We start from the raw sequence: 14,610 nt of genomic DNA, 5'->3' as shown, positions 1-14,610 counted from the left end.
GCTCCACCCACAAGCGGTTTGGAGCAAAGGAGAGCCGTCCGGGTGCATTCAGAGGGAAACGACCTCCCATGCCCCTGTGATCAACCGAGAGAGGGACCGATGGTTGACTGGTTCGTAAACACGCTCCGCACCTATCCTGAAATTGCAATCTTCCTGTCGCTGGGCCTTGGCTATTACTTCGGCTCATTCACCTATAAAGGGCTGGGTCTGGGTGCCGTCACTGCGACGCTGATTGCCGCGGTTCTTATCGGCCAGCTCGGCATCACCATTTCCCCGCCATTGAAGTCGACATTCTTCCTGATGTTCCTTTTCGCGATCGGGTATGGGGTTGGCCCCCAGTTCGTGAGAGGGATCGCGAAGGACGGAATTCCGCAGGCAGTCTTTGCGGCCGTGGTCTGCCTCTTCTGCCTGGGGGCTGCCTATTTCGGCGCACTCATCGCCGGTTATGACATAGGCTCCGCCGCCGGGCTCTATGCAGGTTCCCAGACGATTTCGGCCTCGATGGGGCTGGCGACGGATGCCATCAACCGTCTTGGCCTTCCGCCTGAACAGAGCAAGGCGATGCTGGATGCAATGCCTGTCGCCTATGCTGTCACCTATATTTTCGGGACGGTGGGCTCCGCCATTGTTCTTGCGCTGATCGGGCCATCCCTGCTGGGCATAGATCTGGAAGCGGAATGCAAGCGTTACGAACTCGAGCATGGCGGCAAGAAGGCTCTGGGTGGTGCAGGGACTGCATGGCATCATTACGAGCTGCGCGCCTACCGGGTGAAGGAGGGGGGACGAGCCGCGGGCCTGACCGTACTCGAGGCAGAACGTATGCTTCCGTCCGAACGCGTATTCATCGAACGCATCAGGCGCGATGGAAAGGTGCAGGACGCAACCGTCGATACCGTAATCGCCGCCGGCGACATTCTCGCCGTGGCAGGTCGACGGGAAATCCTCGTCGATCTCATCGGCAGTGTGGCGGAGGAGATAAACGACCAGGAACTGCTCGCAGTCCCGGCCGGCGGTGTCGATGTCTTCGTCACCAACAAGGCGGTGGACGGCAAGACGCTTGCCGAGCTTGCATCCATGCCGCTCGCCCGCGGCGTCTTTCTGCGCAAGATTGTTCGCGGTGCAACTGCAACCGAAATTCCTATCCTGCCGAACACGCAGGTGCAGCGCGGCGATATTCTGACGATTGTCGGGCGCACACAGGATACCGCTGCGGCAACAAAGGCTCTTGGACGGCCGGACGCACAGACGGACATTGCCGACGTGGCTTTCATCGGCGCCGCTATCGCAATCGGCGCTTTGATCGGGGCGATGACCTACAAGGTTGGCAGCGTACCCTTGACGCTTTCGACATCCGGCGGGGCATTGATTTCTGGCCTTTTCTTCGGATGGCTTCGATCTGTCCGTCCGACATTCGGGCGCATACCTTCGCCTACCGTCTGGTTCATGAATTCCGTGGGTCTCAACGTTTTTATCGCCGTGGTCGGTATTTCGTCGGGACCTGGCTTCGTCGCCGGTCTGCAGCAACTCGGGTTCAGCCTGTTCCTCTGGGGTGTGATGGTAACGACGCTCCCGCTGATCCTTGCGATGTATGTCGGCAAATACGTTTTCCGGTTTCATCCCGCAATCCTGCTGGGATGCTGCTCCGGCGCGCGCACGACGACGGCCTCCCTCGGAATGATCAACGACCGGGCAAAAAGCCAAATTCCGGGCTTGGGCTACACGGTGACTTATGCCGTCGGAAACACGTTGCTGACCATCTGGGGCATGGTTCTGGTTCTGCTTCTGGCCTGAAGCAGACAGCAGGTCGAGGGTGAAGAAGTTCGTCACCCTCGGCGATGCGCAAGTCTTTGCATCTGCAGTTTCTTTCATCGCGGGCGGCGGGAAGTGCGGCACGGTTCGACCAGTGCCGCCAACCATAATCGGGAAACAACGGGAGCGTGAAATGTCAAATCGAAACGTACAGATCGACCAGTTCCTCCTCCTCCATTCGGCGCGTGCAGACAAATGGCGCGAACTGACGACAATGGCCGATGCCTGGGCGAAACAGCAGGGTGACAGGTTGAAGCTGGAAGCAATCTTGAGCGCCCTGGAGGCCGTGGAGGAATATCACGCCTATCCGGGGCCACAGCTTCTTGCAGCGCTGCGGGAAAGTATCGCGGCGAATGATGCCGGCGGTGCTGCACGATTGGCCCGGCGGATCTCCAACGGCCTGCTCACAGATGCATATCGCAGCCGGTCAGCGGAATGGGACGTTCACGACGAAATGTCGGCGTCTGAGGTTCCCGACATCCTGCCGCCCTCGACGAATGATGCCAGTGAACGGCGTCCCTATTTCGAGGTCCTGTTCGTCAACAGTCAGCCGGCTGCCAGATGGCCGGCCTTTGCACGTGAAATACGCCGGTTGCGGCGGCGCGAGGATGCCTTCATCTACGAGCCGGTGATGGTTGGCGCCTTTGAAGATGCCATCTGCGCGACGATCCTCAACCCCAACATCGTTGCAGTCGTTCTCGCGGAAGGTTTTCCCTATCGCTCGCGTCACGATGCGCCGATCCTGCGTTCCGTACTTGATCCGCTCGGCGAGGTGGAGAGTGCAGACGCTTCTGCCCTTCGTCTCTCCAGTGCCCTGCGGAGGCTTCGCCCGGAACTCGACGTCTATCTGCTTTCCGATCGCGAGGTGGAGAAGATCGCGGGCGACCCCAACGCGAAGGGCGTGCGACGCGTCTTTTACGCGGTCGAAGAGATGCTCGAATTGCACCTTGCCGTGTTGGAAGGTGTTTATGCACGCTACGAGACGCCATTCTTCGACAACCTCAAGAAATACGCCCGCCGGCCGATCGGCACATTTCATGCTTTACCGATCGCCAGAGGAAAGTCGGTCTTCAAGTCGGACTGGATCCGCGATTTCGGCGAATTCTACGGCCTGAACCTGTTTCTGGCCGAAAGCAGTGCGACGACTGGCGGACTGGATAGCCTTCTGGAGCCAACGGGCAATATCAAACGATCTCAGGAAATGGCGGCAAGGGCGTTTGGCGCTGACCACGTCTTCTTCGTCACTAACGGCACGTCAACCTCCAACAAGATGGCCGTGCAGGCGCTGTTGGCTCCGGGCGATATCGCCGTCGTCGACCGCAACTGCCACAAGTCGCATCATTACGGAATGGTTCTGTCGGGCGCGCAGCCCTATTATGTCGAAGCCTTTCCTATGACGGAATATTCGATGTACGGGGCCGTGCCGCTTGCAACGATCAAGCGCGCGCTGCTGACCTTGAAGGCCGAGGGACGGCTCGATCGGCTTAAGCTTCTGGATTTGACCAACTGCACGTTCGATGGCCATATGTACAATGTGCGGCGGGTGATGGAGGAATGCCTTGCGATCAAGCCGGATCTGATTTTCCTGTGGGACGAAGCCTGGTCGGGTTTCGCCCGCTTCTCGCCCTTCCTGCGCCCAAGAACAGCGATGGGTGCCGCGGAGGAAATCGAAGACTGGCTGCGTGATCCGGCGTCTTTGAAAGCATTCGAGGCGCAGAAAGCGCAACTAGGCGAAAACCCAGGCGATGATGCCCTGCTTGCGGCGCAGCTCATTCCCGATCCGCGTCTTGTCCGGTTGCGTGTCTACCAGACGAATTCGACCCACAAGTCGATGTCGGCTATTCGGCAGGGGTCGATGCTTCTCGTCAAGGACGTCGACTTCCATACCGTCGCGGCACAATTCCGCGAGGCCGTGTTTACCCACGCATCGACGAGCCCCAATCAGCAACTGATCGCAAGCCTTGACGTTGCTCGCCGGCAGATGGAGCTGGAAGGCTACGGGCTGGTGATGAACGCGATCGAGATTGCACTCAAGATCCGGCGTAGCGTCAACGAGCACAGGCTGATCTCGAAATATTTCAGGGCGCTCGACGCCGATGATATGATCCCCAAATCCTATCGTCAGTCGGGGTTTGAGGGATACATCCGCGACGGCACCACCTGGGCGGATGCCGTCAAGGCAATGCACGAAGACGAGTTCTATCTCGACCCGACGCGTATCACGCTTGTTTGCGGCACGGCCGGCTTCGACGGCACGCAATTCAAGGGCCTGCTGGCCGAGAAATACGGCATCCAGCTCAACAAGACGTCCCGCAACAGCGTGCTGCTGCAATCCAACATCAACAACACCCGCAGCGATGTCGCGCATCTGATCAGGGTTTTGGTTGAGATATGCCAGTCCATCGAGGAGCGCCTCTCCGATGGCGGGGAAGGCGAGCGCACTGCCTTTGCTGCGCGCGTGAAATCGCTCATGACGGACGTACCGGATCTACCCAACTTCAGCCACTTCCATGAGGCGTTTCGTCACGATGCAGGCCGTGACACGCCGGAGGGCGATATCCGGACGGCTTTCTTCAAGGCCTATGATGCGTCGGTATGCGAATATGTGCCTCTGTTCGGTGCCGAATGCGACAAGCGCCTCAAGGACGGGCCGGAAATGGTCTCTGCCAATTTCGTCATTCCCTATCCGCCCGGCTTTCCGATCATGGTTCCGGGCCAGGTCCTGACTCAGGAGACGATCGACTTCATGCGTAAACTGGACGTGAAGGAAATCCACGGCTTCGAAAAGGCGAGGGGGCTGAAGCTTATCCGTTCAGACGCGATCGCGGTGGCTGAACGACCACGAAAGAGCAAGGACGAGAAGCGATCGCATTGAGAATGGTACCGGATCTTCGGCGTTGGGCATTCTGGCCCGGCGCGTTCCGGGAACAGACAGGGCTGGTTTTCAATGGTCTGGACCGAACAATTCCTTATCAAGTATCCGGAACTTGCGGTGTTTCTCGCGATCAGCATCGGCTATCTGATCGGGACCTTCAAGATTGCAGGCTTTAGCCTGGGGCCTGTGACCGGTTCACTGTTTGCCGGTATCGCGATCGGACAACTGGCAGATGTTCCGATTGCCTCCATGGCAAAGTCCTTCCTGTTTCTCCTTTTCCTCTTCGGAACAGGTTATTCGGTCGGCCCGCAGTTCATGAAGTCGATCAGGCGGGACGGGTTGAAGCCTATGCTGCTCGCCGTGGTGGTCACCGTCACCGGGCTGGGCCTGGCGATCACTATCGCCAGGCTGCTGGATCTCGATCCCGGCTTCGCGGCTGGTCTTCTCTCCGGATCGCTGACGGAAAGTCCGGCGATCGGCACTGCCGCCGAGGCGATCAATGCATTGCCGTTACCCGATGCGGAGCGTGAACGACTGGTGGCGCATATCGCTGTGGCCGATGCGGTATGTTACGTTTTCGGCGCCTTAGGCGTGATCCTTTTCTGCAGTGTCGCCGCTCCCCGGCTGCTCGGGATCGACCTGCCCGCCGAGGCGCTGAAACTCGAACGTGAACTGGGTATCGTCCGCCGATCCGAGGGGGTGGCGTCCGCATGGCGCCGGTTCGAGTTGCGGGCATATCGGGTTGCCGAAAACGGACTGGTCGCGGGTCTTTCGATCGCTGCCGCCGAACGGCAGGCTTCGGGCGAGAGACTGTTCATTCATCGGCTGCGTCGAGGCGATGCCCTGATCGATGCGACACCCTCGATGGTGATCGTTCCTGGCGATGTTCTTGCCGTCTCCGGGGAGCGCGCGAAGCTCGTGAGATTGATCGGTCCGCATGCCGAGGAGATCGAGGACAAGGCTCTGCTCGATATGCCGGTCGTCTCCACCGACGTCATACTGACCAACCGCGATCTCGATGGGCGTACGATTACACAATTGGGAGAGGGAAACCTCGCCCATGGCCTCTACCTGCGGGGGGTTACCCGTGGTGGAAACGAGGTGCCGATCGCGCCCGGCGTTACCGTGCAACGTGGCGATATTGTCGGACTTGTCGGGCCGGAAGCGGTGGTCGAGAAAGCTGCCCGGCAAATCGGGACAGTCATATCCGCAACGCAGACGACGGACTTTTTCGTTCTGGGACTGGGGATTTTCCTAGGTGGGCTTGTCGGCGTCATTTTGACATTTCCAGTCGGCAGCATGCAGATTTCGCTCAGCACCAGCGTCGGTGCCTTGTTGTCAGGCCTGCTGGTCGGACATTTGCGCACGCGCTTCCCGCTTTTTGGCCGGATACCGGACGCTGGTATCTCGCTGATGACCGGCCTGGGGCTTTCGGCGTTCGTGGCGATGATCGGTTTGCATGCCGGACCTGTCTTCTTCTCGGCGATTGCTGAAGCGGGATTGGGTCTTCTCTTCGGAGGCATGATCGTAACGATAACGCCATTGATCGTCGGGCTGTATTTCGGCCGCTATGTCCTCAAGATGAACCCCATACTGCTTCTTGGCGGACTTGCGGGGGCGCAGACGATGACGGCGGCCATGGCGGCAGTTCAGGAACGTTCCGGTAGCACAGTCGCGGTGCTCGGGTATACGCCGGCAGTGCCGCTCGGCCACATCCTGCTTACGACCTGGGGAAGCGTAATCGTCAATGTGATCGCAGGTTAGGGATCACCGATGCCGGACGATCTCGTGAGCGAATATCCGGTTTGGCGGGAGAAAGGCAATTTCCGCCATGATTGTAAGGAACGGTAACGATGATCGGGCCATCATCCTCTGGCAGCACTGCCGATCTGTCCCCCGCAGGAGGCATCCGGCGAGATGTCATCGCTGGCTTGACGGCGGCAGCTGTCGTCCTGCCGAAGGCTATGGCCTACGCGACGGTTGCCGGATTGCCCGTGATCGTCGGCCTTTATACGGCATTCGTGCCGATGATCATTTATGCCTTTCTCGGTTCGTCGCGGGTGTTGAGCGTCAGCTCGACGACAACCATCGCAATCCTGACCGCAGCTGAGCTGCAGTTAGTTGTACCCGATGGGGATCCAAGCGAGCTCATCGTCGCTACCGCGACCTTCACGGCTTTGACGGGCGCGCTGCTGCTCATTGCATCTGGTCTGCGGTTGGGCTTTGTTGCCAATTTTATCTCGGTGCCGGTGCTGACTGGGTTCAAGGCAGGTATCGGGCTGGTAATCATCCTGGACCAGTTGCCGAAGCTCTTCGGGCTTCACATTACCAAGGCCGGCTTTTTCAGAGACATATTGGCGTTTGTGGAACAGCTTCCCCAAGCATCGGTAATCACTGCAATTGTAGGACTTACGGCGCTTTTCCTGTTGTTATTGGTAGAATGGATCCGTCCTCACTCTCCGGCGCCGCTTGCTGTCGTCGGTGGCGCCATTGCCGCCTCATGGATGTTGGGCCTGAGCGACAGAGGAGTTGCCATCATCGGCGAGATTCCACGGGCGCTGCCTACGGTGACCGTGCCCAATCTCGATCTGATCATGATGCTGTTGCCTGGGGCGATCGGTGTGGCACTGATGAGTTTCACCGAGACCGCGGCTGCAGGACGCGCTTTCGCAATTTCTTCGGATCCTCCAATCCGCCCTAATAGAGAGTTGTTCGCGATCGGTGCGTCCAATCTCGGTGGAGCATTTTTCGGTGCCATGCCAGCCGGGGGAGGGACGTCGCAAACCGCGGTCGTACGTGCCGTCGGAGGGCAAACCCAGCGCGCCTCACTGGTCACGGCCGCCGTCTCCGTTGCGACGATGCTGGTGCTCGCTCCCCTGCTGGGGCTTTTGCCTCAAGCAGCGCTTTCCGCAATCGTCATCGTCTATTCACTCGGTCTGATCCGGCCCAGTGAGTTCAGGAGTATACTCCAGGTTCGCAGGATGGAGTTCCGCTGGGCCTTGGCTGCGCTGGTGGGAGTGCTGTTCTTTGGCACGCTCCAGGGTATCGTTGTCGCTATCATCGTCTCTTTGCTCGGCCTATCCAGCCAATCCGCAAACCCACGGATACATGTAATCGGTCGTGCTCGCGGAGACAGGGTTTTGCGGCCCGTTTCTGACAAGGACGATGAAGAGAATATTGTGGATGGGCTATTGATCCTGCGCCCGGAAGGGCGGCTGTTCTTCGCCAATGTGCAGCAGGTTGCCGATCGAATCCGCGACCTCGTGCTGCAAAGAAAGCCGAAGGTCCTGTTGCTGGATCTGAGCAGGGTGTTCGATATTGAATATTCCGCGATGCAGATGGTGATCGCGAGCGATCGAAATCTCGCGGATCAGGGAGTGACATTATGGCTCGCGAGCCTCAACCCCGATGTACTCGACTATGTCCGCGCGTCAGGCTTCGCCGAACATCTCGGCAAAAGCCGTATGTTCAAGCGGGTGGATGACGGGGTTCGCCACTTCCAGCACAGTATCGAGGCCTCTGTCTCAAGCACGGTGAAGCTCGATCCGCATGACAGCTGAAAGAGGGAGCGGAAACGCGAATATGTGATTGTCGATCAGCACTTTATACAGGAAACGGGGCATCCTTCATGTTCATGGTCATCCTTCTTTCTGCCGGCATACTGTTTTTCACCATCATCATTCACGGGCTGGTCGTGACATGTCTGTACAGCCTGTGCATAGGCGCGGTCAGAAATGCTCGAAACCTATCCGGCATAGCCCGGCTTTGCCTCACCTACGTCTTTGTCTTGGGGTTTGTTTTTGCCCATTTTTTTGAAATCTTCATCTGGGCTGTGGCCTACCGGGCATTGGGTGCGCTCGAAAGCATGGAGGAGGCCGTCTATTTTTCGGCCGTCACTTTTGCAACAATTGGCTATGGCGACGTCACGCTTTCCGGTGGCTGGAGGATCGGCAGTGCAATCGAAGGCGTGAATGGCATCCTCCTTTTCGGCTGGACGACAGCATTCCTTTTCAAGGTTTCGGGAACGCTCTGGTTCTCTGAAGACAGTGAGGAGCCGAAGGCGGGTCAGAGATAGACATCTACGGTGTCAATGAACGACAGAGGGCATGCCAGTTCGTACGGCTCGCCAGTAGGTTACGGTATTCTACGTATACGCAGGCAAGGTCCGCGATATCATTCGGCACAATAACTTTTACTGAGTAGCTATCCAGGACATACGGATAATGAAGTGGCTGGCGCTATCGCTGTTTCTGCTTTTAGCCGCCGCGCCTGCCTATTCGCAGCCGGCGCCCCCTCTGCCCGAAAAGATCGAAGCGCTTACAACACTGCTTCAGGATCCCCAGGTCCAGTCGTGGATCAAGCGGGCCGAGGATAAAAGCACGCCGCCTCCAAAACCATCTTCCGAACCTTTGATCTCGACGTGGGAAACGGCCATCCGGGCCCGCATGGACAGGATTGCCGCGGCAATCCCCCGGATCCCAACCGAAGTTCTGAAAGCTGCCAAACGCGTCAGGGGGGATGCTGTCTCGAACGGATACGCACCAGTCTTCCTGATGTTTTTCGGGCTTATCCTTGTCGGAATGATTGTCGAGCGGCTTTATCTCCGAATGCGGTCACATGCCGACAATGGCGTTTACGGCCTGCTGTCCGTTTTCGTTTTTGCCTTGCCGCTGGCCATCATATTCTTCGCCGTTCACTGGCCGCCACTCGTGCGTGTTGCTCTGCTCGTCTACCTGATTGCCTTCGTGGGCTTTCGGTTGGCTTCTGCATTGGTTGTGCTTGCAGTCCCAAGGGAGGGCCTGATACGGGCACAGCTTCTAGTGGGAGCCGCAGTGCTGGCGACCGCGAATTCGGTCGCCGGTTCCTTGATCGGTATCGATCAGGACGTGGTGGATGCCTTGTCCTATCTCAGCTCGATCCTCCTTCTGGCCTTGCTGCTGGAAGCTGTCTGGTCGGTGCGGACGCGCAGCCTGCAACGTAGGTTCACGTTGACTTTTGCCATCGTCGTCATCTGGGCGCTTTGGTGTCTGGGATTAAAGGGGCTTTTCTGGATCGGGTTTTTTGCGCTGATCCTGCCTGCTACCCTCCAGTCCGTGGGAAAGGCAGCACTGCGTCTGGTGCCGAATGCCACAGGGATGCGTAGCGTGCTTATCACACGCGGCGCGCGTGCCGCGATCATCGTCGTTGCCTTGGCCTGGCTCGTCTTTGTCTGGAAGATGAATCCGGAAGGGCTTGCGCAGCGGGATCCTGCGCTCTCGGCGGTCTTTTATGGGCTGTTGAAAAGTGTCGCAGTCGTGCTTGTTGCCGATCTTCTGTGGCACATGGCAAAATCCTGGATCGACGGACAGCTCGTCACAAGTGACGATGCAGGTTTAACAGCTCAGGAAACGTCGCGCCGCGGTCGTCTACGCACCTTGCTGCCGATACTGCGAAATGCGCTGGCGGCGGTCGGCCTGACGATAACCGTGCTTCTCGTCCTGGCGGAACTCGGGGTGGAGATCGGCCCGCTGATCGCCGGAGCAGGGGTTTTCGGGGTTGCGATCGGCTTTGGGTCACAGACCTTGGTGAAGGATGTTATCAGCGGTGTCTTTTATATGCTCGACGACGCGTTCAGGGTCGGAGAATACATTCAGGCGAAGAGTTACAAGGGTACCGTCGAGGGCTTCAGCCTCAGGTCTGTCCGTCTCCGGCACCACCGGGGGCCTATTTTTACCGTCCCATTCGGCGAACTCGGTGCGGTGGAGAACATGAGCCGGGATTGGGGTGTGGTGAAATTCCGCATTTCCGTCGGCTTCGACGCCGATGTCGAGAAGGCGCGGAAATTGACGAAAAAGATCGGTGCCACGATGCTGGAGGATCCCGAGTTCGGCCCAATCTTTATCGAGCCCCTGAAGATGAAGGGCGTCGAGGAATTCGGCGATTACGGAATGGTGCTGAGTTTCGGGATGACGCTCAAGCCTTCTCCGATGCAGTCCTTCATTCGAAGGCGTGCAAACCTTTTGTTGCGTGAAGCTTTCGTCTCGAACGGAATTCAGTTCGCACAGCCAACGGTGAATGTCGGAGGAGAGGGGGCTGCGGGCAATGCGTCAGCGGCGGCATTACAGGCATTGAACAAGCACACGCAGCTAGCCGCAACCATCGATGGAAGCCCGCCATAAATACGAGGCCGCTCTGAATGAACGGGCGTCAATCAGGAATGAAACAGGAAGCCAGTGATTTTGGTGGTGGAGGCGAGACACAACCGGCAAGGATTTCGGGTTTGTCTGCGAGGTAACGGATTGTGATCGCTCGGGAAACAGATGTTGAGGCGCTGTGGAGCAATCTTTCTCACAGACAACGTCAAGCGGTGTTGGGAATCTTGCTTCGAGATATCGCTGAAGCGTATCGAATGTCGGACGACGAGTCCAAAATGCGGTGGTCCGGGCCGATCCTGAAGCTGATCGAGATGTTGGAAAGACTTAGACGTGATCCTGCCGATAGCAACCGAGGCGCGGCGCTTGAGGCGATAGGGCTTGGCTGTCGCTTCACCAGCCAGATTTTGCCGAAATGCCAAGCTCCATCTGGTCGAGAGACCCAATAGAGTGACTGCGTTCCGAAAAGGCCCAGCTTTGCTTGGCGGGGTCATACGCAAATTGCATTGGCCGGCTTGACTGCAGGATAGCCAAGGCTTCCGGTCTGCCCTACCATTTCTCTATTGCTTCAGGTTGTTGCCCCGGTGGACGAAGAGGGCTCCGGAACTTCTCAGCGAGGACGATGCCTGGACGAGGAGGAAATTATGGATACACCACCCATCATCAACCAGTATGCAGGGATAATTCAGACATCGTTGGCTCCTGTATTTCTGCTTGCCGGGACCGCAGCATTCGTGAGTATCTACAGCCTGCGACTGGGCAGAGTTGCGGACCGCCTGAATGAAGTCGGGGACAAACCCGACTTGGGAGATAGAGGGGTGCAATGGATAACCTATTTGAGCCGTCGCACGCTTATTCTGGAGGTAGCAGTTATCTTTGGAGTGGTATCGGGTTTGTGTACTTGTGCCGCAATCCTTAATCTTCTTGCAGGCGGCCTTTCCATTCGGCTTCGACCGGAAAACCTGCCATGGCTTTTTGGCGGGGCGATCATTTGTCTGATGCTCTCGCTGCTCGCGTTCCTCCTGGAGCTTGTTTATGCGGGCAGGAGTATGCTCCAGCAAATCCGCGAGCGGCGCTAGCCAGCTGAGCTTTTCACGCCAATCCCCGTCTCGGCTTGCTCACGAACCGCACCACAATCTCTTGGATATCGCCGTACTTCGGGTGCTGTTCGGATAAGCTGGTCTCACTGACGAACCTGGCACAAAGCCTGGTCTGGTCTTATCAATAGCTTGAGCGTGAAACCACGAGTGCGCTGGCCATTTCGCAGCGTTTCCGTACATCGCGACTAGGTGGATGGCCCGAAGCTGTCTTGAGTGGAGTCGTCGGCGGGATGATTGCGTGCGGCATCATTTTTCCTTCGGCCGAAAATGGGCATTACTTGAAGTCGGATCCACGGTGTTTTTCTGTTCATGTCGCGTTGCGCTCGTGGATGAGCGCAACGCATTGAGGCTCTCCTGATCTACGATACAGTTGCGGAACTCATTTCATCAGGCGGCGCGCATTCTTGAGCCTTGGGCAGCTGCTTGACGCATCTCAAAACGCATTAGCAGCTCTGAAAGGCGGCCGCTTTCATCAGCAAGGCCAGCGCCGGCGGCATTCATTTCTTCCACCATGGCGGCATTCTGCTGGGTTACCTGGTCCATGTGATTGACCGAGGTGTTGATTTCAGTCAGACCCGATGCCTGTTCCCGCGCGCCGAGGGCGATCGCGTCCATGTGCTGGTTGATGGCGGAGACGAGATTCGCAATCTCGTTCAGCCCGTTACCGGTATCGTTGACCAACGCCACTCCTTGCGTGACCGCGGCTTCCGAATTGCCGATCAGCGTCTTGATCTCCTTGGCTGCGTTGGCGGAACGCTGCGCGAGTTCACGGACTTCCTGAGCAACGACCGCAAATCCCTTGCCCGCTTCGCCCGCACGGGCAGCTTCCACACCGGCGTTAAGGGCCAGAAGGTTGGTCTGGAAGGCGATGTCGTTGATGACACCGATGATCTGGCCTATCTGTGTGGACGCTGCCTCGATCTTGCTCATTGCATCGATCGCGTTCGATACGACCGAACTGGAGGAGTTTGCGCGCGCGCTGGCATGGCGAACCATCTCGCGAGCCTCGGAGGCTCGTTCCGACGTCTGCTTGACGTTTGTTGTAACCTGTTCGAGCGCCGCTGCCGTTTCTTCCAGCGAGGCGGCCTGCTGTTCGGTGCGCTTGGCGAGTTGGTCCGAGGCAGTGGAAATCTCGTCGCTGCCGCTGCGAACCGTCAGTGCCGACTTGGCGACACCTTCCAGCGCAGTCCGCAGTTGGCGGATCGAGCTATTGAAATCGTGGCGCAGGGCTTCGAACTGCTCGGAAAACTCCTCTTCGATTTCGCAGAGCAGATCACCGGCTGCAAGACGGCGCAGGCCGGAGGCGAGGCCGGAAGTCGCTTGGGTGAGGCGGGCTTCGGCTTCGCTTTCAGCGCGTTTCTGGAAGGCAACGCGCTCGGCTTCGGCCGCCTGGCGGGAGCCGATTGCTTCTTCTTCAAGCTGGCGATTGTGGATTGAGGCCTCGCGGAAAACCTCGACGGCGCGGGCCATGTCGCCTATTTCATCTTTGCGGGTGGCACCATCGATCTTGGCGGAGAGATCGCCGGCGGCGAGCGTGCGCATGGCGCCGGTCAGGGCGGTGATCGGGTTGGCGATACGGAAGATGATGGTAGTGAAACCGACGATGGCGAGCGCAAGAGCAAGAAGCGTGGCAACGCCATAGATGACGATCGACCGTGTAGACGCGGCCGCATTGGCACCGGTCAGAGCCGTCATTTCCTTCAGCGATGCCGAGGCGATATCGGCAAGCGATGCCTGCGCCGGGCCGGCGGGCTTGCGCCAGTCATCGACATTCATGGCAAAGGGCTGCCCGGCCTGGAACTGCTTGATGGCGGACGACTTCTGTTCGGCGTAGGCGCCGGAGAAGTAGGTGTTCTGCGCGACCTTGTGCAGATCGCGGATGGCGGCTGGCGTCGTGTCGCTTGCGACAATCTGCGAGATCACGTCCCAGGCCAGAAACACGCGGGCGTCCTGCACAGCGATTTCGGCCAGCTTTTCTGCCGAAAGCGGCTGCTTGGAAATGATGGCACCAACGATCGAGGAATTGGCGGTACCGAGCTGCGTGCGGGAGGTCCAGGCAAGCGAACGCAGCTGCGTGAACATGATCATGGCAGGCCCGCGAGCATTGATGACCGCTTCGACCTGATAGGAGGCCTTTTCGAGATCGACGAGCATCTGGTCGGCAAGGCCGAGTGCGTTCTTTCCGACACTGGCATCGCGATCCTTGACCGGAAGGGCGAGTCCTGCATCCACCTTCGCGCGAAGATCCAGCCATTTGCGGTAGTTTTCGAGAACCGGGCCGAGGCTGATCTTCAGGCTCGCCGGTTCGACCCTGTCGATGATTGATTTGGCATCATTGAAGGCGGCATCGAGATCACGTCTGCCATCCTCGATATTCTTGCGGGTGGAGGCCATATCCACCGGTTCCAGCTTGACGGCTGAGCTGATGGCGCCGCGTTCGCCGCGCATGCCGAGCAGCGCATCGAACAGCGATTTATCGAGCGAGGCCAAGCCTGCCAGTTGGGTTGATACGCGCTGGGTTTCGATCTGTCGCAGCAGCTGCTGCAACATAAGACCCATAACTGCGAAACTGAGAACCGCAAACACGGTGACGAGTATGTTTCGAACCGAAAATTTCATTGCAATGCCCCCAAAGAGACCGGCACGGAACGCAATTCCCCTTGCACACGCCGATCCAATATCCTCCGCGCGATCA

8 protein-coding genes are annotated in these 14,610 nt (G+C 58.3%); 7 read left to right on the top strand and 1 reads right to left on the bottom strand.

All coding sequences use genetic code 11. The features are described from left to right. Positions 1 to 99: 99 nt before the first annotated feature. The 7 genes from aspT (MRBLMR1_RS11960) (at position 100) to MRBLMR1_RS11930 (ending at position 11,894) form a co-directional block, all read left to right on the top strand. Positions 100 to 1,791 carry an aspartate-alanine antiporter gene (aspT, locus tag MRBLMR1_RS11960; RefSeq protein ID WP_148144264.1) on the top strand — a complete coding sequence of 564 codons (1,692 nt, stop codon included), beginning with the start codon at positions 100 to 102 and terminating at the stop codon, positions 1,789 to 1,791. Positions 1,792 to 1,942: 151 nt separating this feature from the next. After that, positions 1,943 to 4,684: a decarboxylase gene (locus tag MRBLMR1_RS11955; protein WP_500064788.1), complete on the top strand. Its 2,742-nt coding sequence runs from the start codon at positions 1,943 to 1,945 to the stop codon at positions 4,682 to 4,684. 72 nt (positions 4,685 to 4,756) lie between these two features. Continuing rightward, positions 4,757 to 6,448, top strand: coding sequence for an aspartate-alanine antiporter (gene aspT / locus MRBLMR1_RS11950; protein WP_500064787.1), 1,692 nt, complete (start codon positions 4,757 to 4,759; stop codon positions 6,446 to 6,448). 89 nt (positions 6,449 to 6,537) lie between these two features. Then, the gene (locus MRBLMR1_RS11945) at positions 6,538 to 8,244 is read left to right on the top strand and encodes a SulP family inorganic anion transporter (RefSeq protein ID WP_500064786.1); all 1,707 of its coding nucleotides are present in this window, start codon (positions 6,538 to 6,540) and stop codon (positions 8,242 to 8,244) included. A 68-nt stretch (positions 8,245 to 8,312) separates the two neighbouring features. After that, positions 8,313 to 8,759 (top strand): ion channel, encoded by a 447-nt coding sequence (locus MRBLMR1_RS11940; RefSeq protein ID WP_206827686.1) that lies wholly within the window; start codon positions 8,313 to 8,315, stop codon positions 8,757 to 8,759. 148 nt (positions 8,760 to 8,907) lie between these two features. Then, on the top strand, positions 8,908 to 10,842 hold the full coding sequence (locus MRBLMR1_RS11935; RefSeq protein WP_500064785.1) for a mechanosensitive ion channel family protein: 1,935 nt from the start codon (positions 8,908 to 8,910) through the stop codon (positions 10,840 to 10,842). Positions 10,843 to 11,459: 617 nt separating this feature from the next. Continuing rightward, complete coding sequence (locus MRBLMR1_RS11930; RefSeq protein WP_148144258.1) at positions 11,460 to 11,894, top strand: DUF2721 domain-containing protein; 435 nt, start codon at positions 11,460 to 11,462, stop codon at positions 11,892 to 11,894. A gap of 408 nt (positions 11,895 to 12,302) precedes the next feature. Here MRBLMR1_RS11930 and MRBLMR1_RS11925 read toward each other — a convergent pair whose 3' ends face one another. Further along, positions 12,303 to 14,534 carry a methyl-accepting chemotaxis protein gene (locus MRBLMR1_RS11925; RefSeq protein WP_206827683.1) on the bottom strand — a complete coding sequence of 744 codons (2,232 nt, stop codon included), beginning with the start codon at positions 14,532 to 14,534 and terminating at the stop codon, positions 12,303 to 12,305. Positions 14,535 to 14,610: the final 76 nt, after the last annotated feature.

It is taken from the genome of Neorhizobium sp. LMR1-1-1.1, assembly GCF_040675795.1.
Classification (GTDB): domain Bacteria; phylum Pseudomonadota; class Alphaproteobacteria; order Rhizobiales; family Rhizobiaceae; genus Neorhizobium; species Neorhizobium cellulosilyticum.
The sequence above is the reverse complement of the archived record's forward strand: the minus strand, read 5'-3'. Positions and strand labels throughout refer to the sequence as shown.